The sequence below is a fragment of the Aeromonas sp. R2-3 genome (genome assembly GCF_040908375.1).
Lineage (GTDB): Bacteria > Pseudomonadota > Gammaproteobacteria > Enterobacterales > Aeromonadaceae > Aeromonas > Aeromonas veronii.
Genome location: NZ_JBFODP010000032.1, coordinates 1 through 25,085 on the forward strand (window position 1 = coordinate 1; position 25,085 = coordinate 25,085).

Genomic DNA, 25,085 nt, shown 5'->3' on the forward strand with positions numbered 1-25,085 from the left:
CTCATAACCCGAAGGTCGTCGGTTCAAATCCGGCCCCCGCAACCAACTCTTTCGTCAGCTTGCGATTGTATAAACAGTCGAAAGCAGACAAACGCTACCAAGCTACTGCTCGGCTTGGGGTGACAATTCGGACGCGGGGTGGAGCAGCTCGGTAGCTCGTCGGGCTCATAACCCGAAGGTCGTCGGTTCAAATCCGGCCCCCGCAACCAACTTTCTGTACGTTCCCTTCCTGCATTGCCAATCATTGAACAATCCTTCTTGATGCTCGTCACCATCTGGTGATTGCTGCTATTTCTGACGCTTTTTCAAGACCAAAACTGGTCGTATCAACCATTTGTTGGGTATCATCAGGTATCTCTTCATGGATGAGGCACGCGCCTGTGATCACTCCCTTCACCTATCTTCCTCCTGCTATTGAAAGCCGGGATGCTACGCTGGCCGAAGCCCTTGCCCAAGGGCTGCCGTTGCAACTGCTGCTGATCGCCGAAGAGCAGAAGGAGTCCTTGCTTTCGCTGCCCGCCCTTGCGGGTCTCCAGACCCAGCTTGCGCTGGGGAAAAAAGCGCCCTTTACCCTGATGCATGGCAATACCCTGTTGCAGGTGATGTTTGTGGCCGGCAGTGTGACGCGGGATCACCGCCTCTATAAACAGATCCGAGGCTGGATTTCTCCTCTTTCTGGGCTCAATGTGGAGCGCCTCGGGCTGCATCTGGAAGGTTTTTCCCCCTCCGAGCGAGTGATGCTGGCCGAAGTGATGTTGTCAGCCCTGCTTGCCGCCAATATTTCGTTGCCCACCAGTAAGCGCCGCAGTGAAAGCAGCTGGAGCTATCAGCAGATCAAGGTTTCACCCGCGGTGGTGCTGGACTTGGCACGCCTTTACAGCGAAGCGGGGGGGAACGGGCTGGCTCGCCATCTGGCGGTGTTGCCTGCCTCCGAGCTGACGGCCGCCAGCTATCGCGAGTTTGTCAGCAAGCTGGCGCAAGATGAGGGGTGGCAGTGCCATCACTATGATCAGGCGCAGCTGGCCGAGCTGGGGGCGGGGGCGTTTCTGGCTGTTGCTCGTGGCTCGGAAGACAATCAGGGGGCCATGGTCAAGCTCAGCTACTACCCACCCAAGCCGGTGCGACGCATTGCGTTGGTGGGCAAGGGGATCTGCCACGACTCTGGCGGCTACAACCTCAAGGTCTCTGGCAGCATGTATGGCATGCATCTGGACATGGGGGGGAGCGCGGTGGCGCTCGGTACCCTCTACGCTATCAGCCGAGCTCAGCTACCCTACGAGGTACACTGCTGGCTGGCCATTGCCGAGAACCATATCGGCCCTCACGCCTATCGTCCTGGCGAGGTGGTGACTGCCATCAATGGCACCTCCATCGAGGTGGTCGATACCGATGCCGAAGGGCGAATGGTATTGGCCGACACCCTGGCGATGGCGGTGCAGGATACTCCGGATCTGCTGCTCGATTACGCGACCCTGACCGGGGCCTGCAAACGGGCGCTGGGTAGCCGCTACAGCGGCGTCTTTACCAATCGCAGCGAATGGATGACATCGCTGGTCAATCTGGGTCAGCGCAGCGGTGAGCGGATCTGGCCCTTCCCGCTTGATGACGATTACGACGACAACATCGAAAGCGAGTGGGCCGATGTGTTGCAGTGTGCGCCGGGCAGTTCGCCGGATCACATCGATGCGGCCCGTTTCCTCGCCCACTTCGTGCCCGAGCAGACCCCCTGGCTGCACTTCGACCTGAGCGGTTTTCGCAACAAGGGGGGCAATGGGGTGGTCTCCAGCGAAGTGACCGGCTTCGGTGTGCGTCTCACGCTGGATCTGCTGGCCAGCCCGCTTGGCAGAGTTGGTCGCCAAGCCTCTGAACAATCTGAATGATTACAAGGATTTCTGTGAAACAACCAAGCTATGACTGGGTGCTGTTCGATTTGGATGAAACCCTGCTCGATTTTCCGGTCGCCTCTGCGCTGACTCACACCTTGCAGATCTATGGCGTACAGGCTGATGACGCCAGCATGGCGCAGTACCACGCCCTCAACCACGGGCTCTGGCAGCAGTACAACGACGGCGAGATCGATGCAACGGCGTTGCAGCAGACCCGCTTCTCCCTCTTTGCCCAGCAGGTTGCCGCCGATCCCATGGCGATGAACAACACCTTTCTGGAGCAGATCATTGCCCTTAGCATGCCTCTCGAAGGGGTGGTCGAGACTCTGCAGCAGCTGCGCAGCAAGGTGCGGATGGGGATCATCACCAATGGTTTCAGCGTGCCCCAGCGGGGGCGGCTCGGCAAACTGGGCTGGAGCGAGTGGTTCGAGCCGCTGGTGATCTCCGACGAGATCCGGGTGACCAAGCCAGCGCCAGCTATTTTCCAGCACACTCTTTCCTTGATGGGACAGCCAGATCCGGCCCGGGTGCTGATGGTGGGGGATAATCCGAAAACTGATATTGCCGGGGCGGCGGCGCAGGGGCTGGCAACCTGCTGGTACAACCCGGCGCGGCAAGCGGGCGAGTGCGATGCCACCCACGAAATCCACCACTTCGCCCACCTTGCCGACATTGTGCTGGGACGCTGATAGCCAGGCTTAACCATCACGTTATCGGTGACCAAAACGTCCTGGCAAGTTGCAACCAGGGTTGTTTGAGACAGGATTGGGTTTGCTTGAGACAGTAAGGGGAGCTGATGCTCCCCTTACTTATGAGTGTTTTCCTGTGAATGCAGGGATCTGAACTGATAGCGATCGAGGATCTGCTGATAGTCGGGACTCTGTTTCAATTGATCGATAGCCTGATTGATCCGCTGCAGTTGCGCCTCAGTAGTGCTCTCTTTGCTCAGCATCAGGTGAACCGGTGTCTGTTCGATATGCAGCAGAATATACAGCTTGTCCTGCACGCCATCCTTACCCTGCCACTCCTGCAGTCCGTGGGGGTCCAGAATAAACCCCTGGATCCGACCCCCTTGCAACATCTTCAGCAACTGATCCAGCCGCAGGCGCATCTGCAAACGGGGCTGCAGCTCGGGCCTTGCCATCAACTGGCGGAAGGTATTGCCGTAATCAAAGCCCTTGAGCACCCCGATATGGAAGTCAGGGGTGTTGATCAACTGCTCCAGGGTGTTGATCCCGCGCCAGCGATCGGCATCTTGCCGACGGATGACGATGGCCGTCTCCTCTTCCCGATAGGGGTGGCTGAAGCGGGCATATTGCTGCCGCTCGGCGGTGATATTGGCTGACATGGCCAGTTGAACCGTGCCGAATTTCAGCTCGTGCAGCACGCGAGCCCAGGGCATTTCACTGAATTTGGCCTGATAACCGGCCCGCAGGAAGATGGCGTTGAGCAGCTCCACATCCAGTCCGCGGAGCTGTTGCTGTTCATTGCGATAACTGAAGGGTTGCCAGTCGACCCAGCCCACGACCAATGACTCTTGTGCCGTAGCCTGGCAACACAAACACCATAACAACAAGAGTCTGTACACAACGCATACCCTCGAACAGGCTGATACGGTTGAGTATTGGACAGGAACGACGGAGTAACCAGTGCTGAGGGTTGAGCGGATGCACAGATGTGCATCCCTCACAGTTCGTGGGCGTGGAATCCCTTGCGATAGCGGGTTTCACAGCGCGGGCAGCGTTGCAGGGTCGGATCCTGTTCCAGCTGTTCGATGGACAGTGGCTCTTCACAATCGGAGCAGAGGCCATAGAGGCCAAGATCCATCTGGCAGAGTGCCGCATCGATCCGCTTGAGGCGGGCCACGCTCTGCTCAACCTTCGGCAGATCCAGCCGGCTGGTCAGTTCCACCAGTTGATCCTGCTCGCAGTGACCGACCTGTTCGGCCCACTCGTCACGGCGGCAGGCTTTGAGCTGACCGATCAGCGTTGCTCTTACTTGGGCCCAGTCTGACAGCAGGCGATTACGCCAGACAGTCAACTGTGCTTGCGTCATTTCACACACATTATCCCCCACAGGACAGACGACAGATTCGGGGCAGTATAGGGATCCGATAACTCTATCAAGATGATATGCGTCAAGTTAAACGTGGTTAGCCGTGGCTTTTGGCTGCTTGCAGCAGGGCATCGCGGATGGGAGCCGTCTCTTTGAGCACCCGGATCTCCTGAAACAGCAGGTCCGCTTCGGGATATTCCCGCTTGAGATAGCTGAACCACTGTTTGATGCGGCTGGGGTAGTAGTCGGCTTTTTCGCTGGCCAGATCCTGCTCGGTATAGCTCACCATCAACTGCAGCACCTCGGCCCAGCTCATGTGCGGGCAGCCGGTTTTCATCACGTTGGCCAGATTGGGCAGGGAGATGGCGCCGCGCCCGACCATCAGGGCATCGCAACCCGAGACCCTGGCGCAGGCGAGGGCATCTTTGTGATCCCAAATTTCGCCGTTGGCGGTGACGGGGATGGGCAGGGCGCGGCGAATGGCGTCCACATATTCCCAGTGGGCGGGGGCCTTGTACCCTTCGCGCTTGGTGCGCGCATGAACGGCCAGCTCGTTGGCGCCCCCCTGGAAGACCGCCTGAGCGTTCTCCAGATAGAGATCCTTGTCATCGTAACCGAGGCGAATTTTGGCGCTCACCGGCAGATGGGCGGGCACCGCCTCGCGCACCGCCTTGACGATGCGGTAGATAGTCTCGGGCTCTTTGAGCAGCACCGCACCGCCCTTGCTCTTGTTGACCGTAGGGGCGGGACAGCCAAAGTTGAGATCGACCCCGGGGGAGCCCAGCTCGATGGCGCGCACGGCGTTCTCGGCCAGCCACTCGGGGTGTTGCCCCAGCAGTTGTACCCGCACCGGGGTGCCTGCGCGGGTTTTGCCATCTTGCAGCAGTTCAGGGCAGAGGCGGTAGAACACCTTGGCGGGCAGCAGCTGATCGACGACCCGGATAAACTCGCTCACGCAGAGATCGTAATCATTGACGGAGGTGAGAACCTCCCGCATCAGGTGATCCAGTACCCCCTGCATGGGGGCCAAAATAACGCGCATAACGGCTTTCCGACGAGAGTGGCAAGAAAAAAGAGCGCAGATTGTAGTGGGGTTGCGGCCCGCTGTCAGCACCCGCTCAAACTCTGTTAGGCTAGAGGGAGATAAATCACGCAAGGAGACGGAATGAAGCGTTGGTGTCTGATGGCGCTCGGGTGGCTGGCATTTGCCACCGGTATCGTGGGCATTGTGCTGCCGCTCTTGCCGACTACCCCCTTCATGTTGCTGGCTGCCGCTCTGTTTGCCCGCTCGTCGCCCCGTTTTCATCGCTGGTTGCTGACCCATCCCTGGTTTGGCCCGCCCATCGTGGATTGGCAGCAATATCGCGGCATTCGTCGCCAGGCCAGACGGCGCGCCATTATCTTTATTTTGCTCACCTTTTCGGTGTCGCTGGCGGTGGTGCCACTGCTGTGGGTCAAGGGGTTGCTGGTTGTCATAATGGTGATCCTGCTCACCTGGTTAATGCGCCTGCCGGTGCTGGAGCCAGTTGCAATGGCGAAGTGAAGTCCCTAAGCTATTGCAGCAATAATGCTATGGAGTCGGCCTGTCATTTTTGCGTGACAGGCTTTTTTATTTCCCGCAGAAGGGAATTGAGAAAAAATGGCCACCCCTGGGTCAAAAAAATAAGCGGTCAACACATGAATCCGGAAACCCTGAAATTTATCGAAGCAAGCATCAAGACCATTCCCGACTATCCGAAGCCGGGCATTCTGTTTCGTGACATCACCAGCCTGATCGAGAACGCCGAGGCCTTCAAGGCCACCATCGATCTGCTGGCCAATCATTATCGTGATCAAGGGATCACCAAGATTGTTGGCACCGAAGCTCGCGGCTTCATCTTTGGCGCGCCGGTTGCCTATGCCATGGGGCTGGGCTTTGTGCCGGTCCGCAAGCCGGGCAAGCTGCCGCGCGAAGTGATCGAGGAGTCCTATGCCCTCGAGTACGGCACCGATACCCTGCAACTGCACACCGATGCCATCGTACCCGGTGACAAGGTGCTGGTCGTGGACGATCTGCTGGCGACCGGCGGTACCGTCGATGCGACCGTCAAGCTGATCCGCCGTGCTGGTGGTGAAGTGGCCGATGCGGCCTTCATCATCTCCCTGCCGTCTCTGGGTGGCGATGCCCGCCTGACTGCCGCTGGCATCAAGGTGGTCTCACTGGTCGAGCTGGCCGGCGAGTAATGCCTCTTCGGCCTGATCCTCTGCATCGGGCCTGCATTGAACCGGTGCCCTTGCGGGCATCGGTTTGAAAATCAAGCGATCCCTCCCGCTCTCACCGATAGCCGATACAGCCAGCTCGCCATTTGTGTTAGCATCCGGCCTCAATGCCCTGTCTTCCCTGCATGATGGATTTATGAGCTATCAGGTTCTGGCGCGTAAATGGCGCCCCCATACGTTTGAACAAGTGGTAGGCCAGCAACATGTGCTGACCGCCTTGACCAACGCCCTGGATCAGGGACGGCTGCATCACGCCTATCTGCTGAGCGGTACCCGCGGGGTCGGCAAGACCACCATCGCCCGTATTCTGGCCAAGAGCCTCAACTGCGAGCAGGGGATCAGCAGCCACCCATGCGGTGTCTGCGATACCTGCCGCGAGATCGATCAGGGCAATTTTGTCGACCTGCTGGAGATTGACGCGGCGTCGCGAACCAAGGTGGAAGATACCCGCGAGCTGCTCGACAACGTGCAGTACCGCCCGGCCCGTGGCCGCTTCAAGGTCTATCTCATCGATGAAGTGCACATGTTGTCGCGTCACAGCTTCAACGCGCTGCTGAAAACCCTGGAAGAGCCGCCCCCCTATGTGAAGTTTCTGCTGGCCACCACGGATCCGCAGAAGCTACCCATTACCATTCTCTCGCGCTGCCTGCAGTTTCATTTGAAGAGTCTGGATCAGACCCAGATTGCCAAGCAGCTCGAATGGGTCCTGGATCAGGAGGGGCAGCCCTTCGAACCACGCGCCCTGCTGGCCCTGGCCAAAGCCGCTGACGGCAGTATGCGAGATGCCCTGAGCCTGACCGATCAGGCGCTGGCCCACGGCAATGGCAGCGTGCGCCTCGAGAGCGTGCTGGCGATGCTGGGCACGCTCGATCACCGCCATCTGCACCAGCTGCTGGAAGCCATTTTGCGGCAAGATGCCCCCGCGACCATGGCCAAGATCACCGAGATCGCCACCCTGGGCCCCGATTTTGATCAGCTTCATGCCGAGCTGGAGGGACTGCTCCATCGCATCGCCATGGCGCAGCTGCTGCCTGCCAGTGTGCAGGAGCAGGGGGCGGATGCCGATTCCCTGCTGCAACTGGCCAAGGCGATGAGCCCGGAAGAGGTGCAGCTCTGCTACCAGATTGTGCTGGGGGGGCGTAAAGATCTGCCCTGGGCCCCCGATGGCCGCACTGCGCTGGAGATGACCTGCCTGCGGATGCTTGCCTTTGCGCCACGGCGCGATGCCCTGCATCCTGCCAGCCTCACTGCGCTGCCCCCGTCAATGACGAGCAATGCGGCGAGCAGTGCCACGCCGGTAGCCTCCTTGCCGGGAAAGCACCCGGCCGCTGAATCGGCCGCACTGGCACCGATCAGCGGCGCCGTGCCTGCACCGCTAGCCAGCCCTGTTGCCACCAGTGTCGTGCCCGCGGTTGATGTCTCCCTGCCTGCGATGACGGATGACATCGGCAACCCCGCCGACAGTGAGGAGGAGGCGCAAGCCGCCGAGCTGTTCAGCCAGCAGGATGAACTGCTGCGCGAAGCTGCGGGCATGGGGTATCAACCCGAGCCCGCGTTGCCACGTGTGCAACCCGATGTGTCTGCGCACTCAGCCGCACAGCCCGTTGATGCTGATGATCGAGCGCCTGCCGCAGCCGATACCGACTATTCCCGTGGCGAGTCGCTGACTGCCTGCATCGAGCCCGCGCTCGAACCTACAACCACGCCGGTTAGCGCACCTGAAGCTGTTTCAGCGGTATCGAGCATGCAGAGCCTGCTTGGCAAGCGAAACATGCTGCGCAGCCGCCAGCGTGGTCAGGATGCCCCGGCGGCGCCTGCGCCGCGCGCGGTGCCGGTTTCGCCAGCTAAGCCTGTAGCGCCCGCCGCTGCACCGGTCGCCACCCAACAGCCAGCTCCGGTCAGCCAACCGGCCGGGCAGGGGATGGCGACGATGGGTCACTATGATGATCTGCCACCGGTGGATCTCTATGGCGACAGTTACGAGCCGCAGGTTGATAACGGCGATTACGAAGAGTACCTCAATCAGGGCTTTGCCGAGCAGACTCAGGTGATGAGCCACGCTCCCGTCACGGCACCGGCCCAGCCCACCGATCTGCCACCCTGGGATCTCGACGGGCAGCCGAGCTATCGATCCGGTGAGCGCAGCGCTGCGGCGCCAGCGGTGACGCCCACCCCTGTGACCCAGCCGCCCGTTGTTACCACGGCGGTGGCTACTGCACCTGTGACGCAGAGCGAGCCCCCTCAGCCGGTGATGGAGACCATCGACTGGGATGAGCTCGAAAGCGACAGCGAGCCGCAAGAGGGGGAGGCGACTCGCCTTATCCCCTCCTCGCTGCTCAATGGTTGCGGCGATGCTTGGGCCGAGTTGATCGCCCACACTCAGGTGGGTGGTAGGCTGCGTCAGCTCGCCATCAACTCGGTGATGACGCGGGAAGGGGACAAGGTGTTGCTGACCCTCAAACCCGAGCAGCGCCATCTGGTGAGTGACAAGGCGCGCGCCGATCTGGCCGAGATCATCGGGCCAGCGCTGGGGCAACCGGTGCAGGTCGAGGTGACGCTTGGTGTGGTGCCTGACCAGGAGACCCCCCTCGAGATCGAACATCGCCTTTATCTCGGGGTGCGCGAGCAGGTGACCCGGGATCTGGAGCAGGATCCCTACGTACAGTTTTTAGTTCAGCGGTTTGGTGCCGTGCTTCATCACGAGAGCATCGAGCCCCTCAACCGCTAAATTCCGTGGCCGGGAGCTTGCTTCCGGTTGAAAAGCAGTTTGGCTGTCCCCATCTAGGACAGACAAGCCCACAGCCCGGCGCTGGATGCCGGATTTCAAGACGAGAGACGACATATGTTTGGTAAAGGTGGAATGGGGAACCTGATGAAACAGGCCCAACAGATGCAAGAGCGTATGCAGAAGGCGCAGGAGCAGCTGGCTCAGATGGAAGTGACCGGTGAAGCCGGTGCTGGCATGGTCAAGGTCACCATGACCGGTAGCCACAGCGTCCGTCGCATCGAGATCGATCCCTCCCTGATGGAAGATGACAAGGAGCTGCTGGAAGATCTGGTTGCCGCCGCTTGCAACGATGCCGTGCGTCGTGTGGAAGAGCAGAACAAGGCCAAGATGGGCGAGCTGACCGGTGGCATGCAACTGCCGCCAGGCTTCAAGATGCCGTTCTAAGGCGACTCTCCCCGCGCATTCTTGCTCCCTTGTCGCTGGCCATTCGGGTCACGGCAAGGGGGACGGCCGAGAGACCCAAAGATGCAGCGTTATTGCTCAGGCGATACGCTGCGTTTTTTTATGGGCGCCATGCTGGCGCGGGCGGGCTCTAACTATCCCTTCTGGGGAGAGGTTGCCACAGCGAAGGCCGATTACGCCATGAAACGCAGCGCCTTGTATAGGCGGCACTATTTGTCGATACCCGCTATCGGATATCCCGGTTTGGCGTGGCCGGGCGGGAGCGGCATAATAGCCGCTTGCCGTATTGAGGAGATTGTATGAAATATATTGGAGCTCACGTCAGTGCGGCCGGCGGGGTGGAGAATACCATCGCCCGCGCCCAGGCCATCGGGGCCAACGCGTTTGCCCTCTTTACCAAGAATCAACGTCAGTGGCAGGCGGCCCCCTTGTCGGATGCCACCATTCGTGCCTTCAAGGCGGCCTGTGACAAGGCCGGTTTTCTGCCGGAGCAGATCCTGCCCCACGACAGCTATCTCATCAATCTGGGCCACCCGGATCCCGATGGTCTGGCCAAATCCCGCGATGCGTTTCTCGACGAGATGAAGCGTTGCGAGCAACTGGGGCTTTGCTATCTGAACTTCCACCCCGGTAGCCATCTCAAGCAGATCCCTGAGGCGGCCAGCCTCAAGCTGGTGAGCGAGTCCATCAACTGGGCGCTGGAGCGCAGTGAAGGGGTGACGGCGGTGATCGAGAATACCGCCGGGCAGGGGACCAACCTCGGCTGGTCGTTCGAGCACCTCGCCACCATCATCGAGGGGGTGGAGGACAAGAGCCGGGTCGGGATCTGTTTCGATACTTGCCACGCCTTTGCCGCTGGCTACGATCTGCGCACTGCCGAGAGCTGCGCTGCCGTCTTTGCCGAGTTCGACCGTACGGTGGGTTTTCACTATCTCAAGGGGATGCATATCAACGGCGCCAAGTGTACCTTCGGTAGCCGGGTCGATCGCCACCACAGCTTGCGGGAGGGCAATCTGGGAGAGGCAGTATTCCACCACATCATGAATGATGATCGCTTCGATCGCATTCCGCTGATCCTCGAGACCATAGACGAGTCCATCTGGGGCGAGGAGATCAGCTGGTTGCGCAGTCTGGCGCAGTGATACCGAGCAAGCGAATCAAAGAGAGGGTGCCGTGGCTCCCTCTCTGCTTTTTCCGTCATTGGGGGGCGGGTCTGCCAGCGGCGCTCCGAGCGGGCGTTACTCTGCGCGGCTCACCTCGGCATCCTTCACCTGAGCCCGGCAGAAGTGGATAAAGTGGCGCAGGGAGGTGGAGTGGTACTTCTGCTTGTGCCAGATAAGGGAGAGCTGGCGCGGGAAGCGGCGGGAGAGGGGCAGGGCGATCAGCCGCCTATCTGCCAGGCGATCCGAGGCTGCCAGCCGGGAGATAAAGGAGATGCCAAGCCCCTTCTCCACCGCCAGCATCACCGCCTCCAGGGTGTTGAGTTCAAGCCCTGGTTGCCAGCGGGGCAGCTCGGGCTGGATCTGCTGGATAAATTGCTCGCGGCTGCCCGATTGTGCTTCACGCAATACCCAGGTTTCGCCCCCCAGTCGGGAGAGGGAGAGCTCCTTCTTGCTGGCAAGCGGGTGACCGGGTGGAGCCACCACCAGCATCTCGTCCTGCAGCCAGGGTTCGGCGAGCAGGTCGGGGTGGTGGTTCTCCCCCTCGATCAGTGCCATATCCAGCTCGAAGTTGGCCAGCGCATGACAGAGCAGGTGAGTGTTGTTGATGGTCACCTTGGGGGGGAGTCCCAGCTCCTGTTTGCTGCTGGCGAGCAGGGTGGGGAGCAGGTAGTTGCCGATGGTCTGGCTGGCACCAAGGCGAAGCTGGCCGCTCGGCTCGGCATCGGGACTGAACAGGTTCTCGATATCCTGCATCCGGGTCAGCAGCTCTTCGGCGGCCGGTTGCAGCAGGCGCCCCTCGTTGTTGAGCTGCAATCTGGGGTGAATGCGGTCAAACAGCGGGGTGGAGAGCTGGCGCTCCAGCTCCTGCAGCGACTGGGAGACGGCCCCCTTGCTCAGGCAGAGCTCGTTGGCGGCAAGGCCAAGGTTTCCATAGCGGGCAATGGTGGCGAACACTTTCAGCTGCTGCAGGGTCAGTTTCATCGTGTTTGGTTTTCCTGAATGATTGATTTAATTCATTTAGATATCGTAAACGATAAGGGACCATTATCCTATCGCCATAGTCATCAATAGAAAGGTGTCATCATGATCGCAAGAACCCGTAAATCACTGGCTGCCGCCCCAACCCCCATGGCGGGTCTGGCGCTGGGCATCGCCAGCCTTGGTTGGTGTTGGGAAAATGCCGGTCACTTCGATGGCCGGATGCAACTGCTGGGCGCTGCCATTGCTGCCGTGCTGCTGGTGATCCTGACCTTCAAGTTTCTGCTTCACCCCCGCCTGCTGTTGCAGGATCTCGCTCACCCCGTGGTGGGCAGTGTGGTACCGACCTATGCCATGGGCACCATGGTGGTCTCCAAAGCGCTGGGTATGATTGCGCCGCAAGCGGGTGAGGCCCTCTGGCTGTTTGCCGTGGCGGTTCACCTGCTGTTCCTGGCCACTTTTATCTGGCATCGCGCCAAAGAGTTTGAAATCCACCACATGGTGCCGAGCTGGTTCGTGCCGCCTGTGGGGATCATCGTGGCTGACGTCGCCTTCCCGGGCGGTCAGTTTGCCCCGCTGGCCAACGGTCTGCTCTGGTTCGGGATCATCTGCTATGGCCTGATGCTGCCGCTGATGCTCTATCGCCTGATCTTCAGCCATGAAGTGCCGGATGCCGCCAAACCGACCATCGCCATTCTGGCGGCCCCTGCCAGCCTCTCTCTGGCCGGTTACCTGACCGTCAGTCAGGAGCCGTCACTGCTGCTGGTAGCCGTGCTGTTGGGGATTGCCATCCTGATGACCGGTATCATCTATCTGGCCTTCATCAAACTGCTGCGTCTGCCCTTCTCGCCGGGTTATGCCGCCTTTACCTTCCCGCTGGTGATAGGTGCTACCGCCCTGTTCAAAGTGGCTCATCTGGTTGAAGGGTTTGCGCAAGGCAGTCACTACGTCGAGCAGATCAGACTGCTGGCCCACTTCGAGCTGGGGGTGGCTACCGTCATCGTCGGGTATGTGGCACTGCGTTACCTGATGTTTTTTCTGCCGCAGCGTAATATCGAAATGAATAACAGCATGGCCCGCCAGGGTGCTCACCGTTAAATCTTGAAGAAGATGTGACATCGGGAAATGGATAAGCAGTGCGCTCCGAGAGCGACGGGATAAACGACCAGTCATACGATGGATGGACAAAGAGCCTCCACCCTGGTTGTGTAACGAGCAAAATGCCCCGCAGTGCGGGGCATTTTTTTATGGTTTTTTGATGTGGCGCCTGTGGCGGGCTATTTGCCATGGATTTAACTGGTATTACCTGTCAGGACGACTACAATGCAGCACCACTTTTTCGCTCGACCCCAATACATGTCGTCCCAAGATCCCGTATTTGACTCCTCTTTTGAAGCCCGTTTTCTGCATCCCCGCTACTGGTTCAGCTGGCTGGCGCTCGGTGTGCTGATGTTGCTGGCCTTTGTGCCGGTGCGATTGCGCGACCGTTTGGCCGAAGCCTTGGCACCGCTGGTGTTTCGTATCTCGAAAAAACAGATCTATATCGCCAGAACCAATCTGGAGATCTGCTTCCCGGACAAGAGCCCGGAAGAGCGGGATGCCATTGCACTGACCTCGATCCGGGTCGGCCTCAAGAGTCTGTTGGGATTTGGCGAGTTCACCATGCGCAGCCAGCGTTATCTGATGAGCCGGATGCAGGTGATCGGTTGGGAGCATATCGAGGCGGAGCGGGCGGCCGGTCGTCCGGTGATCCTGGTGGTGCCCCATACCTGGCCGGTGGATGCCGCCGGTTACTGCTTTACCCAGCGCGGGGTGCCCATGTGCACCATGATGAAACGGGCGCGCAATCCGGTGTTTGACTGGCACCTCAACCGGGCACGAGCCAAGAACGGTTGCCGCGTCTATGAGCGCAGCGCCGGGATCAAGGCGGTGATCAGGACCATCAAGAGCGGTCGCAGCTTCTTCTATCTGCCGGATCAGGATCATGGCCGCGAGAAGAGCATCTTCGCCCCCTTCTTTGGCTATCCCAAAGCGACCCTGCCTGCCTTGCCCCGTCTGGTGCAGGTCAGTGGCGCCAAGGCGGTGCCGCTGCTCGCCTGCTATGACGAAGCGAACCACTGCTACCGGCTGGAGATTGAGGCTCCGTTCGACAACTACCCCACCGAGGATGTGATGGCCGATACCTGTCGGATGAACGACATGGTGCAACAGCAGCTGATGCGCCATCCGGGTCAATACATGTGGTTCCTCAAGATCTTCGATACCCGTGAAGATCAGGAGGGGCTGGATGGCCTCTACGAAGAGGGGATACGCCGGATCCGCAAGGGATTGTCGCCCCACGGCTGACCCAGAATTTGGATTGATTGAAATGGCCCCAGGTGGGCCATTTTTTATGATAACTAGTCTGATCAGTGCCTTGCAGGCTGATGGCCAGCCTCCCCAGGGTAGAAAAAAATGTCAGGATCACTACAATAACCGTTTGTTTTTGATGACTTGATGGCCGCCATGTCTGCGTTAGATCCGGTATTTGATACCTCATTTCATAGCCGCCTGCTGCATCCCAAATGGTGGGGCAGCTGGTGCGCGTTGGGCCTGCTCTCCCTGCTGGCATTTACCCCCGCGAGATTGAGGGATCGCTTTGCCGATCTGGTCTCACCGACCCTGCTGCTTTTTTCGAAAAAGCAGGCCTATATCGCCGATACCAACCTCAAAATCTGCTTTCCCGAGCTGGATGCCGCAGCACGGCAGGCGCTGCTGCTCAAATCGATCCGGGTCGGGCTCAAGACCTTTATGGGCTTTGGCGAGCTTAGCTGGCGCAGCAAGGCGCGGCTGACCCGTCGCATCAAGGTTACCGGCTGGGAACATGTGCAAGAGGAGCAGGCTGCAGGCCGCCCGGTTATCCTGGTGGTGCCTCACACTTGGGCGGTCGACATGATTGGCCGCTACTTCTCCATGATGGGCATCGAGATGTGCACCATGATGAAGAGCCCGAAAGATCAGGTGTTCGACTGGTACATCAACCGCGAGCGGGCCAAAGGGGGCAAAGTGTACGAGCGCAGCGCCGGCATCAAACCGGCGATCAAGTCGATCCGCGCTGGTGCCAGTTTCTTCTACCTGCCGGATCAGGATCACGGCCGCGAGGCGAGTGTGTTTGTTCCCTTCTTTGGCCGCCCCAAGGCAACCCTGCCTGCATTGCCCAAGCTGGTGAAGCTGACCGGTGCCAGAGCGGTGCCCATCTTCGCCAGCTATGACGAGGATGAGGGTAGCTATCTGCTGGAGATTGAGCCGCCGTTTGACCCTTATCCCACCGCCGATCTGCTGGCAGACGTCAATGCCATGAACCGGGTGGTAGAGATGCAGGTGGCGCGCCATCCCGAGCAGTACATGTGGTTTCTCAAGATCTTCGAAACCCTGGAGCATCAGGAGGGGGATGACGGCCTCTATGAAGCGGGGATCCAGCGCATTCGTCAGGGCTTGCCGCCCGAACCTTGAAAATTGGCCCGCTTGCGGGCCATTTTTGTTGGTACAGACGCCTTTCGTATTTGGTCTGCTGCAGGTGGTTTTTAAGGCGAACGGGTGGACAAAAACAGCGCAAACAGGGGATAACAGGGTGTCTTATGAAAGGGAGAGGCAGGTGAGCGTGTTCGGAGCTATCTTCGAGAGCGGAAATAGGGTAAAAGGGCGGCCATGAAAATTCCAAATCGAATCCAACCTTTGGTTGATGACGGCCTGGTCGATGAGGTCGTCAGCCGGTTGATGAGCGGCAAAGAGGCCGACGTCTATGTGGTGCGCTGCGGCGACGAGATCCGCTGCGCCAAAGTTTATAAAGAGGCGTCCAAGCGCAGCTTCAAGCAGGCCGTGGTTTATCAGGAGGGGCGCAAGGTGCGTAACAGCCGCAGCGCTCGCGCTATGGAGAAGGGCTCCAAGTACGGCCGCAAGCAGCATGAAGAGGTGTGGCAGAACACCGAGGTCGACGCCCTGTTCAAGCTGGCGGCGGCCGGTGTGCGGGTGCCGCAGCCCTATGTCTGCCTCGATGGTGTCCTCTTGATGGAACTTATCACCGATGAGGATGGCAATGTCGCGCCGCGCCTCAACGATGTGGCACTCACCCCCGAGCAGGCGGTTATTGATCACCACAAGGTGATCCGCTATGTGGTGCGGATGCTCTGCGCCGGTCTTATCCACGGCGATCTCTCCGAGTTCAATGTGCTGGTGGATGAACAGGGCCCGGTCATTATCGACCTGCCCCAGGTGGTGGATGCCGCCGCCAACAACCAGGCCAAGGCGATGCTGGAGCGGGACGTCAACAACATGCGCAACTACTACGGCATGTATGCCCCCGAGCTGCTCAAGACCCGTTATGCCCAAGAGATGTGGGCGCTGTTTGAAGATGGCACACTCACCCCCGAGAGCGAGCTGACCGGTCACTTTGAAGAGAGCCGCGCCGCCATCGATCTCGATTCGGTGCTGCAGGAGATCGAGAGCGCCGAGGAGGAGGCCTATGCCCGTCAGGCCCGGATGAAGGCGGAGCAGGAAGACAGCTACTAACGGTCTTGCCACGTTCGCAAAAAGAGCGCCTTCGGGGCGCTCTTTTTATTACTGCTGCGGCTATGGTCGGCTGGGGCGGGGGGCTAGCTGATACATCTCCAGCCAGTTGCGATCCCCCGGATGGAAGCGCCGTCCCAGCAACATGCCACCGGCTGCTGTAATGACCTTGCGGGAAGCCAGATTGTCTTGGTCACAGCAGATCAGCACCGGCGCCGCCAGTACCTGTTGTTGCACCCAGCGCAGCAGCACAGTCGCGGCCCCTTCGCCACGGCGAGAGGGGCGGGTTTCGTAACCGATATGACCCAGCCACTGGCGGGTTGCCTTATTGTCACCGTGACGAAGGCGCAGGGTGGCGATGATCTCCTCGCCATCGAGGGCAAAATAGGTGGTGGTCGGCAGGTATCCCCTGGGCAAGTTGTGCCCTTTGGCGTGATCCAGCAGGCTCTGTAGCCAGCCGTCCGGGTCAAATTGTGCCACCTGATAGAGCGGCTGTCCGTCCTCGGCGCATTCGGTGACATAGCGCCGGTAAGCCGGGGCATCTGCCAGTCTGGCCGGTCGGCACTGCAGAGTGAGCACTTCGCTCATGACAGGAGCGCGCAGGGCGGCAGCGGTTGCGGCTCGTTGTGGTGGAGTTCCTGTACGCAGGCCCGTTGCCTCCCAGCCTGTTTGGCGGCGTAAAGGGCCTGATCCGCGCGCAGGTAGGCCGCTTCAAACCCCTCGTCAGGGTGCAGCGAGGTGAGGCCGATGCTGAGGCTGATGGGGCCACCGGCCAGCGCCCGGGTCGCCTCGGCGATCTGTTGCTGCAGGCTGTGACAGTAGTCGGGCAGGGTCTGCGGGTCCGCCATCAGCAGCAGGGCCAGCTCATCGCCGCCAAGCCGACCGGCCATGCCCTCAGAAGGCAGGGTATTGGCGATCACCCGACCCACGGCCCGCAGCATGGCATCACCGGCGGGGTGGCCGTGGCGGTCGTTGATCTGCTTGAAGTTGTCCAGATCGATCAGCAGCAGCTGGCCGGGGCTCGTCACCTCGCGGGCACGCAGGGCGACCTGGCGTTCGAAATAGTGGCGGCTGAACAGGCCGGTCAGCTCATCCTGATTGGCGCGCCGCTCCAGCTTGCGCTGGGTGGCCAGCAAGGCTTGCTGCTGGCGGGTGTGGACCAGGCTCAGCAGCAGATAACTGCGGGCGATGGTAAAGAGCAGGCTGAGCAGGATCACAGGTCCGAGCAGCGGGTCGGTGAAGGAGTTGGCCGCCTGCTCCGGCTGCCAGAGGTGTTTGGCAATCCGCAGCAGTTGCAACAGCAGTTGCAGGCCGAGCAGCAGAATGGCAAAGCGCAGCACCCGATAGACAGGGGCCAGCCGCTGGTAGCGCCAGAGCTGCCAGATAAGCAGCGCAATCTGCAGCGAGAGCACGCCGGAGAGCACGATTATCCGACTGTGCACATCAAAGAGGGGTTGCTGCAGGGCGGTCAGGGCAAACAGGACGAAACCACCGAGGGTAACGGCGGGCAGCAGCCAGCCCAGTTGATCGGCTTCACGGCGAAAGAAGTGGCGCATCCCCCGTTCATAGAGCAGGGTGGTCGACATCAACAGCAGGTTGGTGCAGAGAATATTGGCAAGGGATGCATTTCCCTCGAGGGGGCGCAGCAGCAGGCAGCAAAAAGCCCCCGCGATAACCAGTTCCCCCGCTGACCAGTAGATCAATGCCCTGATCTGGCGATGGGTGTGCCACATGGCGGCGAAAATGGTGGCGACCCCCACATGTGACAGCGTGACGAACAGCACCAGACTCAACAACTGGGCCGAGGAAAACAGACTTGGCATCAAGGGGCTCTCTGGGAAGTCACCTGTGAACGAACAGGCGATGGGGTATCGCCTGCTGGCAGTGGCCGATCACAACATGAATCCAACCTATTATCAATTGGTTAAATGGCCGAATGTGCTCACCTCCGACTTCTTGCTCGATGGCGACTGCTGACTCGATTTATCAGCGCACAAGGAGCCATTTTATTGTCTTGTCAGTCAATTTCGCTGCGTGAAAGGTGGTTGTGTTGGCGGCAGGGTGAACCCAACCGCCAGACGTTGTGCTAATCGCAGGTTGCAGCAGGCAAGCGCATTACGATGGCCTCCCTGTCCAGATGGGTCAGTAGACGGCGCACGTCGTCGAGGCGGATGATCAGAGTTGCGGTGTTGACCAGCGGATGGCACTGCACCTGTTCGGCCTGCCAGATGGCCTCGTCCACCACCAGCTCTACCGCTTTTTCCCTGTCGCGCACCATGGCGAGCAGGGTCACCGATCCCGGGGTAAGGCCGAGCACCGCATCGAGTCGCTCAGGTGAGCCAAAGCTCAGCCGCTTGACGCCGAGCATGGCAGCCAGCGCCTTGAGGTCGACCCGGTGCTCCTCCGGACTCACCACCAGAAACAGCCGCTCGCTTTTCGGATCGCGCAAAAAGAGGTTCTTGGTCTTGGCGGCGGGCAGGTCGGGCAGCAACTTGCTCGCCTCCTCACAGGTAAACACCGGGGGATGGTCAAAGCGCTGGTATGGGATAGCCAGCTGATCCAGCAGGGAATAGATTGCCACAGATACTCCTTTCGTCGGCGAAGAGTGGTCAGAACGGGATGAGCGGGAATAACGACCGGATCGAGCTTACCAGTTTGACTCCCGCCTCGCAGCCAGCGTGATGATTGCGAGCAGGCACTGTATGAACGTACAATAGTCCCATTCTCGGACAGCCCCTTTACGCTTCATGACTGCAACCCTGCCCACCGTACCCGCCACTCCGCCCCTCGACGGTTTTATCCTGACCCGCCATGGTCGGGACGTGCGCGGTCGCAACGGGCTGCCTGCAACCACCGAAATCGTGATGTGGCTCTGGAGCGCGCAGGGGCCGGTACGGGTGGTGGTGCCGGGGCAGGAGCCGGTGTTCTTCCTGCCGCAGAGCCATATGGCAGAAGCCGCCGAGCTGTTTAAAGGGGCCGGGGTGAGCGGGCGGTTTCGCCGCCTGCCAATGCACACCTTCGACGGTCGCCCCGTGGTGGGCTGCTATTTCGCCACCCTGAGCGCCTTTCACCGCGCCATCGAGCTGTTGCTTATTCGCGGACTGGAGCACTTCGAGGCGGATATCCGGCTGCCGGAGCGCTTCCTGATGGAGCGTTTCATCACCGCTGGTGTGCGCTTCGATGGCCGGGCGGTAAAAAAGGGGGGCAAGCAGGGCTACTGGGAGGTGAACGAGGCACGCTGCGCGCCGCAGGCGGTGACACCGACCCTCTCCTGGGTGTCGCTGGATGTGGAGTGCGCCATGGACGGGGCCCTCTTCTCGGTCGGTCTTTACAGCGAGCAGGATGCGCGGGTCATCATGATCGGCACCCCGGAGGCGGATGCCGAGAGCTGGGGCACCCAGATCCAGTGGGTAGAGGACGAGAGCGCCCTGCTGAGTGCGCTGGAGAGCTGGTTCAGCCTGCATGACCCTGATCTGGTCATCGGCTGGAACGTGGTTAATTTTGATTTTCGCCTGCTGCTGCGCCGCGCCGAACTTAACAAGCGGCGGCTGCGGCTCGGGCGGGGTCGTGAGCTCTGTTTCTGGCGCTCGTCACGGGGCGATCCCCAAACCGGCAACGTCATTATCCCCGGGCGCATGGTGCTCGATGGCATCGACACCCTCAAAAGCGCCACCTGGCAGTTTGCCAGCTACAGCCTGGATGCGGTGGCGAGCGAACTGCTTGGCCGTGGCAAGGATATCGAGGATGTGGCCAATCGGGGGGAGAAGATCACCGAGCTGTTCCACTCCGACAAGGAGGCACTGGCCCGCTACAACCTGGAAGATTGCAAGCTGGTGTGGGAGATCTTCGACTACTGCCACCTTATCCCTTTTGCCATCGAACGCGCCTCCCTCACCGGTCTTGAGCTGGACAGGGTAGGGGGCTCGGTGGCGGCCTTTACCAACCTCTATCTGCCGCGGTTGCATCGTGGCGGCTACGTGGCCCCCAATTTGCCAGCCGACGGTGGGCTGGCGAGCCCCGGCGGCTATGTGATGGACTCCAAACCCGGTCTCTATCGTCACGTGCTGGTGCTCGATTTCAAGAGCCTCTATCCCAGCATCATCCGCACCTTCTGCATCGATCCCATGGGACTTATCGAGGGGTTGCAACACCCCGACCACGCTATTCCGGGCTTTCGCGGCGCCATGTTCTCCCGCGAGCGGCACTTCTTGCCGGAGCTCATCGCTACCTTGTGGGCGGCGCGGGATCGGGCCAAGGCCGCCAGCAACAAGGCACTCTCCCAGGCCATCAAGATCATCATGAACTCCTTCTACGGCGTTCTGGGGTCGGGGGGCTGCCGTTTCTATGATCCGCGCCTAGCCTCGTCCATTACCCTGCGTGGCCACAGCATCATGCAGCAGACCCGCGAGTGGATTGAGGCGAAGGGGTTCGAGGTGATCTATGGTGACACTGACTCCACCTTTGTCCATCTGGGGCGCGAGACCAGCCCCGATGAGGCGGACGAGATCGGCCAGCGACTGGCGCAAATGATCAACGATAACTGGGCTGCACTGATCAGGCGCGAGTTCGACCTGCCGAGTTATCTCGAGATCCAGTACGAGACCCACTATCGCCGCTTTCTGATGCCCACCATCCGCGGCTTGGAGAAGGGGAGCAAGAAGCGCTATGCGGGGCTGGTTGGCAAGGCCAGTGAGGGGAGTGAACAGCTGGTATTCAAGGGGCTCGAATCGGTGCGCACCGACTGGACCATGCTGGCCAAGCAGTTTCAGACCCGCCTCTATGAACTGGTGTTTCACGATGAAGATCCCAGCGGCTATGTGCGCACCATGGTCGATGAGACCCGCGCCGGTCGTCACGACGATCTGCTTATCTACCGCAAACGGCTGCGCCAGAAGCTCGAGGAGTATCAGAAGAATGTGCCGCCTCATGTGCGAGCGGCGCGGCTGGCCGATGAGGAGAACCTGCGCCGCGGTCTGCCCCAGCGCTATCAGCATCGGGGCGCCATCGCCTATCTGATGACCCTCAATGGCCCCGAGCCGCTGGAATACAGGCGCAGTGCCATCGATTACGAACACTATATCGACAAGCAGTTACGACCCATTGCCGACGCCATCCTGCCCTTTATCGGCGAGTCGTTCGACCGGATCTGTGGTCAGCAGCTGGATCTTTTCTGATTGGTGCAAGTTGGCACTTTACTTCCCATGAATACTGTATAAAAATACAGCTATAAATCATGGAGAAGTTTCCTATGCGTCTTGAAATCATCATCGACAGAAAACATCAGATCCCGACCTCGACCATGGAGGCGCTGCGTCAGGAGCTGCTCAAGCAGCTTGGCGAAAAATTCCCCGACATCCATGTGCGTGTCGCGCCGGGCAGTGCCATGGCTCTGACCGTCAGCCGTGCCAGCAAGGAAGACAAAGAGCTGGCCGAAGCCATGGTGCAGGAGGTGTGGGAGAACGCCGATAGCTGGATGCCGGAAGAGAACGTCGCCTCCTGATCCCACACGGTCAGTGGATAACACGGGCGTTGGATAAATGGGTAGCTGATAAACGGGCATGCCCGCGAATGATCCGCCGATCCCCGGACAACAAAAAACGCAGCCAGATGGCTGCGTTTTTTGTGGGTGGTGAGAGGCTCGCGGTGGTTTTTCTAGCTTTGGGTTGAGCCAGGCCCATTACAACCCCGCCCAGCTTTTCAGGCTCTGCTGCTGCACCCGGCGATTGGCTTCGCGGATCTCCCCTTTGGCGCGCAGGTCGGCCAGTGCAATGGGCAGTGCGGTGCGGATCTCGTCACTGCTCATTCCGGCTTTGAGGGCCGGGTGATAGGCCATCTTGAGCAGCACATAGTCCAGCCCGGTCAAAAAGCTGTCGATGCTGTTGTCATTGAAGATGGAGGGAAACACCTTGTCCGAGTCGTTGGGCAGCCCCATCACCTGGGTGAACTCCTCCACCACGCAGTCGAGAAAGCGCCCCTTGGCCCGGCTGTAGTCTACCGGAATGATGATGGTGGCACGGCTGATCTCGTGTTTCGCATTGGTTGCGAAGTTGGCAAGGCAGAGCCCCTCCTTGAGCGCCATCTTGACCGATGGATCGCCCCCCATGGTGCGGTTGGCCCAGCTCTTCATCTTGCTGTAGTCGGTCATGATCAGGGTGAGGTTGGGCTTTGCGGCCACCATGCTGATGGAGTGGCCGGTGATGCGGGCCAGATGGGCCGCCTGTACCTTCACCACGTCGGCCTGCAGCGGCTTGTCACCCGACTCGTTGATAAGTTGCAGCCGGATCGGCTGCTGCCAGCGGGCAAAACGGGTCTGCCTGGCTTCGCCATACTCCCGCTCCATGGCGATGGCCATAAAGCTCTCGGTGAGATAGCTGTCGCTCTGCCAGCGCTCATCGGCCCGGGCGCTGTGGCCCGCGAGCAGAAGCAGCAGGGCCAGCAGCCCGTGTGACGAGCTGCGGGGACGGGCAGCGCGGCCCAAGCTGGTCATTACCAAAGTGGCAATAAAGCGGGTGGCACCAAAGGGGGTTGCGGCAAATGACATGTTTCCTCCCTGAAACGGTTGTCAGCCTAGCGGTTGGCCTTGTCGATATCACGCCAGGTGAGCCAGAGTCTGAGATCAAACTCCAGTTGATGATAGTCGGGCTCCATGTGCTGGCAGAGCTGGTAGAAACTCTTGTTGTGATCCTTCTCTTTGATATGGGCCAGCTCGTGCACCACGATCATTTTCAGGAACGGGGGCGGCGCCTCCTTGAACAGGGCGGCGATGCGGATCTCGTTCTTGGCCTTGAGCTTGCTGCCCTGCACCCGGCTGACGTAGGTGTGCAGGCCGAGGGCATCCTTGATCACGTTGATCTTGCCATCGAACACCACCTTTGACAGGGGTGCCGAGCTCTTGAGGTAGCGGTTCTTCAGCTCCATGGTGTAGGCGAGCAGCGCCTTGTCGCTCTGGATCTGGTGGCTCTCCGGATAGCGTTTGGCCAGCATCTCCCCCAGCTTGCCCGCCGCAATCAGCTGCTGTACCTGTGCCTTGAGGGGGTCTGGATAGCCGCCCAGATAAGTCAGTTCCGCCATGGTGTCACTCGTTACATCAAAAAGAGCGTCATTGTAGTTATCTCGGGCGGGCTTGCCTACTGCGGGCCGTCGCTGCAAGGGGCTTTGGCGCAAGAAAAAGGGCGGCCATTGCAACAATGGCCGCCCTGCGGGGCGTATTGACGATCAGCGTCGGCGATAGAGGCCCGGATCCACCTCTTCATAGTGGCTGGTCAGGTATTGATAGAAGGCGAGATGGGAAGGGGAGCTGGGTTTTACCAGCTCCTCGCTCACCCGATCCGGCTTGGCGATGATGAACTTCGGAGTCTGGCGCTGGATATCGGCCAGCACCCGCTCGCGCACGTCATAGGGCGGATTGACGTTGGCAAAGAAGAGGTAGGCGGATGCTGGCTGGCGATCGGTCCAGAGATAATATTGCGGCTGGATGCCATCGACCCAGATCTTGTCGCTCGGGACTGTCTCGGCCTTGATGCGATCGACCCGCACCTGCGCTGCCGGATTGAAGGGGCGACCCTTGAGGGTTCCTTCCCAGGCGTTGTTGATCATCAGCAGCAGCATGGCCAGCGTTGCCAGCCAGGGGGTGGCACTGCGCACATCCCAGGCGCGCCAGAGGGGGATGAGGATCAGCACCGGCAGTGCCCACAGCAGGCTGGTACCGAGCACCTCGTTGACCCGCTCGAGGGACCACTCCTTGGTGCTCCAGCCAAAGGCGAGCTGCTGGGCCAGCAGCCAGCTGGCGGTGAGCACCACCAGCGAGATGCAGAGCAGCCCGATGGCATCTGCCTGCTGTTCGCTGCGATCCAGCAATACCGCCAGCGGCAGCACCGCCAGTTGCAGATAGAGCACGTCATAGTGATCGAACACATGGCCGGAGACCGAGTTGGCGATCAGGGTAAACAGCACCCCAAACAGGGTCGCCAGCAGGGCGGGCAGATACCACTCCTGACGGCGGCTCAACATCAGAATGATGAAGGCGGGCAGCAGCATCACAAGGCCGGTGCGCAGCAGGCCGACGGCGCCCACCATGGGGGAGAAGCCGTTGCCGTAGCTCCCCTCGAAGAAGATGTCGAAGGCGTAGTATTTGAAGGCCGCCAGCAGATCATGTTGCTGGAAGTAGGCGTAAAGCGGGCCGCCAATCAGCGCCAACCCCAGCAGGCTGGAGATGAGCAGCAAGATGGCGTCACGCCACTTTTCGTGCAGACACCAGTGGCAGAACAGCACCAGATACCAGGCACCCCAGAAGGCGCCGTTGTTGGTGCGCATCCAGGCGACGATGGCGAAGGTGAGAGCCGCCACCAGCGCGGGCCACCAGCGAAATCCCTTGTCCAGCAGCAGGGTGATGAAGGCCCACTGGGCGATGAGGGCGAGGTGGAAGGTCCAGTCCTCAGTCATGTTGCCGTAGTAGTAACGGGTGCCGTAGAGAGCCAGCACCGCCAGCATGGCGCCGAGACGCGCCTTGAACGAGAGTCCAAGCTGGGCAAAGGCTTGCCAGCTGGCCAGCAGTCCGAGCCAGCAGAGCACCCACTCCAGCGCCCAGATCCCGACAAAACCCCCCATTCGATAGCCCAGCGCATCGAGGGCGAAGATCATCGGCCCCTTGATGTCGATCATGTCGCGATAGAGCACGCCACCTTCGCTCCACATCTTGCCCATCACCGCGAACAGCGAGGCATCAAAGCCTGGCGCCATGGCGTGGAAGAGCGGGTTGCGCAGACAGAAGAGCAGCGCCAGCAAGGCGGTCAGCAGCACAATGGCTGGCTTGATACCCGGGTTGACGCGAGGGGGAGTGAAACGGATGGAGTGATTCATGAAGTCGCCTGTTCCTGCAGCTGGTCTTGAAAGCGGGCCTATCTTGCCGAGCTAGTGAGTGCGATGCAATGGGGCAGGCCCGTGTGGGGCAAATATTCTCGAAAAAGCCCGGTTCTTGCAGGGAACCGGGCGCTGGCTGCGGCAATATTG

24 protein-coding genes and 1 tRNA gene are annotated in these 25,085 nt (G+C 60.2%); 15 read left to right on the forward strand and 10 right to left on the reverse strand.

What is annotated here, in order from left to right; all coding sequences use genetic code 11:
* Positions 1-132 precede the first annotated feature (132 nt).
* The 3 genes from AB5Z02_RS17510 to yjjG all read left to right on the forward strand — a co-directional run bounded on the left by AB5Z02_RS17510 (position 133) and on the right by yjjG (position 2,575).
* A tRNA-Met gene (locus AB5Z02_RS17510) sits at positions 133-209 on the forward strand.
* Positions 210-380: 171 nt separating this feature from the next.
* Positions 381-1,880, forward strand: coding sequence for a leucyl aminopeptidase family protein (locus tag AB5Z02_RS17515; protein WP_368216893.1), 1,500 nt, complete (start codon positions 381-383; stop codon positions 1,878-1,880).
* A gap of 14 nt (positions 1,881-1,894) precedes the next feature.
* Entirely contained in the window at positions 1,895-2,575 is a 681-nt protein-coding gene (gene yjjG / locus AB5Z02_RS17520; protein ID WP_005333455.1) for a pyrimidine 5'-nucleotidase, read from the forward strand.
* A gap of 116 nt (positions 2,576-2,691) precedes the next feature.
* On the opposite strand, the gene AB5Z02_RS17525 is transcribed toward yjjG, so the two are convergent.
* The 3 genes from AB5Z02_RS17525 to dusC form a co-directional block, all read right to left on the reverse strand.
* Positions 2,692-3,411: an ABC transporter substrate-binding protein gene (locus AB5Z02_RS17525; protein ID WP_080764942.1), complete on the reverse strand. Its 720-nt coding sequence runs from the start codon at positions 3,409-3,411 to the stop codon at positions 2,692-2,694.
* A 161-nt stretch (positions 3,412-3,572) separates the two neighbouring features.
* Positions 3,573-3,941, reverse strand: a complete 369-nt coding sequence (locus tag AB5Z02_RS17530) for a TraR/DksA family transcriptional regulator (protein ID WP_368216555.1) — start codon at positions 3,939-3,941, stop codon at positions 3,573-3,575.
* Between the two features lie 97 nt (positions 3,942-4,038).
* Positions 4,039-4,983, reverse strand: a complete 945-nt coding sequence (gene dusC, locus AB5Z02_RS17535; RefSeq protein WP_047436768.1) for a tRNA dihydrouridine(16) synthase DusC — start codon at positions 4,981-4,983, stop codon at positions 4,039-4,041.
* 123 nt (positions 4,984-5,106) lie between these two features.
* Here dusC and AB5Z02_RS17540 point away from each other — a divergent pair, with 123 nt between their 5' ends.
* The 5 genes from AB5Z02_RS17540 (at position 5,107) to nfo (ending at position 10,532) form a co-directional block, all read left to right on the forward strand.
* Entirely contained in the window at positions 5,107-5,484 is a 378-nt protein-coding gene (locus AB5Z02_RS17540; protein ID WP_019445809.1) for a YbaN family protein, read from the forward strand.
* A gap of 134 nt (positions 5,485-5,618) precedes the next feature.
* Positions 5,619-6,164 carry an adenine phosphoribosyltransferase gene (apt, locus tag AB5Z02_RS17545; protein ID WP_005352403.1) on the forward strand — a complete coding sequence of 182 codons (546 nt, stop codon included), beginning with the start codon at positions 5,619-5,621 and terminating at the stop codon, positions 6,162-6,164.
* Positions 6,165-6,336: 172 nt separating this feature from the next.
* A complete protein-coding gene (gene dnaX, locus AB5Z02_RS17550; protein ID WP_368216556.1) occupies positions 6,337-8,928 on the forward strand; it encodes a DNA polymerase III subunit gamma/tau in 2,592 nt (863 codons plus the stop codon).
* Between the two features lie 114 nt (positions 8,929-9,042).
* Positions 9,043-9,372, forward strand: coding sequence for a YbaB/EbfC family nucleoid-associated protein (locus AB5Z02_RS17555; protein ID WP_005333445.1), 330 nt, complete (start codon positions 9,043-9,045; stop codon positions 9,370-9,372).
* Between the two features lie 317 nt (positions 9,373-9,689).
* Positions 9,690-10,532 carry a deoxyribonuclease IV gene (gene nfo / locus AB5Z02_RS17560; protein ID WP_069555787.1) on the forward strand — a complete coding sequence of 281 codons (843 nt, stop codon included), beginning with the start codon at positions 9,690-9,692 and terminating at the stop codon, positions 10,530-10,532.
* A 96-nt stretch (positions 10,533-10,628) separates the two neighbouring features.
* Here nfo and AB5Z02_RS17565 read toward each other — a convergent pair whose 3' ends face one another.
* The gene (locus AB5Z02_RS17565; RefSeq protein ID WP_368216557.1) at positions 10,629-11,534 is read right to left on the reverse strand and encodes a LysR substrate-binding domain-containing protein; all 906 of its coding nucleotides are present in this window, start codon (positions 11,532-11,534) and stop codon (positions 10,629-10,631) included.
* Between the two features lie 102 nt (positions 11,535-11,636).
* Between AB5Z02_RS17565 and AB5Z02_RS17570 the strand changes: the two genes are divergently transcribed.
* The 4 genes from AB5Z02_RS17570 to AB5Z02_RS17585 all read left to right on the forward strand — a co-directional run bounded on the left by AB5Z02_RS17570 (position 11,637) and on the right by AB5Z02_RS17585 (position 16,079).
* Positions 11,637-12,629 carry a TDT family transporter gene (locus AB5Z02_RS17570; protein WP_245096692.1) on the forward strand — a complete coding sequence of 331 codons (993 nt, stop codon included), beginning with the start codon at positions 11,637-11,639 and terminating at the stop codon, positions 12,627-12,629.
* A gap of 258 nt (positions 12,630-12,887) precedes the next feature.
* The gene (gene lpxM, locus AB5Z02_RS17575) at positions 12,888-13,877 is read left to right on the forward strand and encodes a lauroyl-Kdo(2)-lipid IV(A) myristoyltransferase (RefSeq protein ID WP_103251205.1); all 990 of its coding nucleotides are present in this window, start codon (positions 12,888-12,890) and stop codon (positions 13,875-13,877) included.
* A gap of 150 nt (positions 13,878-14,027) precedes the next feature.
* Positions 14,028-15,023, forward strand: coding sequence for a lauroyl-Kdo(2)-lipid IV(A) myristoyltransferase (locus tag AB5Z02_RS17580; RefSeq protein ID WP_180993723.1), 996 nt, complete (start codon positions 14,028-14,030; stop codon positions 15,021-15,023).
* A gap of 195 nt (positions 15,024-15,218) precedes the next feature.
* Positions 15,219-16,079 carry a PA4780 family RIO1-like protein kinase gene (locus AB5Z02_RS17585; protein WP_103251195.1) on the forward strand — a complete coding sequence of 287 codons (861 nt, stop codon included), beginning with the start codon at positions 15,219-15,221 and terminating at the stop codon, positions 16,077-16,079.
* A gap of 60 nt (positions 16,080-16,139) precedes the next feature.
* On the opposite strand, the gene AB5Z02_RS17590 is transcribed toward AB5Z02_RS17585, so the two are convergent.
* Positions 16,140-16,664: a GNAT family N-acetyltransferase gene (locus AB5Z02_RS17590; RefSeq protein ID WP_368216558.1), complete on the reverse strand. Its 525-nt coding sequence runs from the start codon at positions 16,662-16,664 to the stop codon at positions 16,140-16,142.
* Positions 16,661-17,899, reverse strand: coding sequence for a GGDEF domain-containing protein (locus AB5Z02_RS17595; RefSeq protein ID WP_368216559.1), 1,239 nt, complete (start codon positions 17,897-17,899; stop codon positions 16,661-16,663). Before AB5Z02_RS17595 ends, AB5Z02_RS17590 begins: the two co-directional genes overlap by 4 nt.
* Positions 17,900-17,924: 25 nt before the next feature.
* On the opposite strand from AB5Z02_RS17595, the gene AB5Z02_RS17600 reads away from it, so the two are divergent.
* Positions 17,925-18,053, forward strand: coding sequence for a hypothetical protein (locus tag AB5Z02_RS17600; protein WP_257493047.1), 129 nt, complete (start codon positions 17,925-17,927; stop codon positions 18,051-18,053).
* A gap of 109 nt (positions 18,054-18,162) precedes the next feature.
* Here AB5Z02_RS17600 and AB5Z02_RS17605 read toward each other — a convergent pair whose 3' ends face one another.
* Positions 18,163-18,657, reverse strand: a complete 495-nt coding sequence (locus tag AB5Z02_RS17605) for a prolyl-tRNA synthetase associated domain-containing protein (RefSeq protein WP_043826304.1) — start codon at positions 18,655-18,657, stop codon at positions 18,163-18,165.
* A gap of 166 nt (positions 18,658-18,823) precedes the next feature.
* Between AB5Z02_RS17605 and AB5Z02_RS17610 the strand changes: the two genes are divergently transcribed.
* Together AB5Z02_RS17610 and AB5Z02_RS17615 are read left to right on the forward strand one after the other, a co-directional pair.
* A complete protein-coding gene (locus AB5Z02_RS17610) occupies positions 18,824-21,250 on the forward strand; it encodes a DNA polymerase II (protein WP_368216560.1) in 2,427 nt (808 codons plus the stop codon).
* Positions 21,251-21,324: 74 nt separating this feature from the next.
* Positions 21,325-21,576: a DinI family protein gene (locus tag AB5Z02_RS17615; RefSeq protein ID WP_005352362.1), complete on the forward strand. Its 252-nt coding sequence runs from the start codon at positions 21,325-21,327 to the stop codon at positions 21,574-21,576.
* A gap of 177 nt (positions 21,577-21,753) precedes the next feature.
* Here AB5Z02_RS17615 and AB5Z02_RS17620 read toward each other — a convergent pair whose 3' ends face one another.
* The 3 genes from AB5Z02_RS17620 to AB5Z02_RS17630 all read right to left on the reverse strand — a co-directional run bounded on the left by AB5Z02_RS17620 (position 21,754) and on the right by AB5Z02_RS17630 (position 24,935).
* Positions 21,754-22,617 (reverse strand): DUF2927 domain-containing protein, encoded by an 864-nt coding sequence (locus tag AB5Z02_RS17620; RefSeq protein ID WP_279459044.1) that lies wholly within the window; start codon positions 22,615-22,617, stop codon positions 21,754-21,756.
* Positions 22,618-22,643: 26 nt separating this feature from the next.
* On the reverse strand, positions 22,644-23,147 hold the full coding sequence (locus tag AB5Z02_RS17625) for a M48 family metallopeptidase (RefSeq protein ID WP_005333421.1): 504 nt from the start codon (positions 23,145-23,147) through the stop codon (positions 22,644-22,646).
* 144 nt (positions 23,148-23,291) lie between these two features.
* Positions 23,292-24,935, reverse strand: coding sequence for a hypothetical protein (locus tag AB5Z02_RS17630; RefSeq protein WP_179903811.1), 1,644 nt, complete (start codon positions 24,933-24,935; stop codon positions 23,292-23,294).
* Positions 24,936-25,085: the final 150 nt, after the last annotated feature.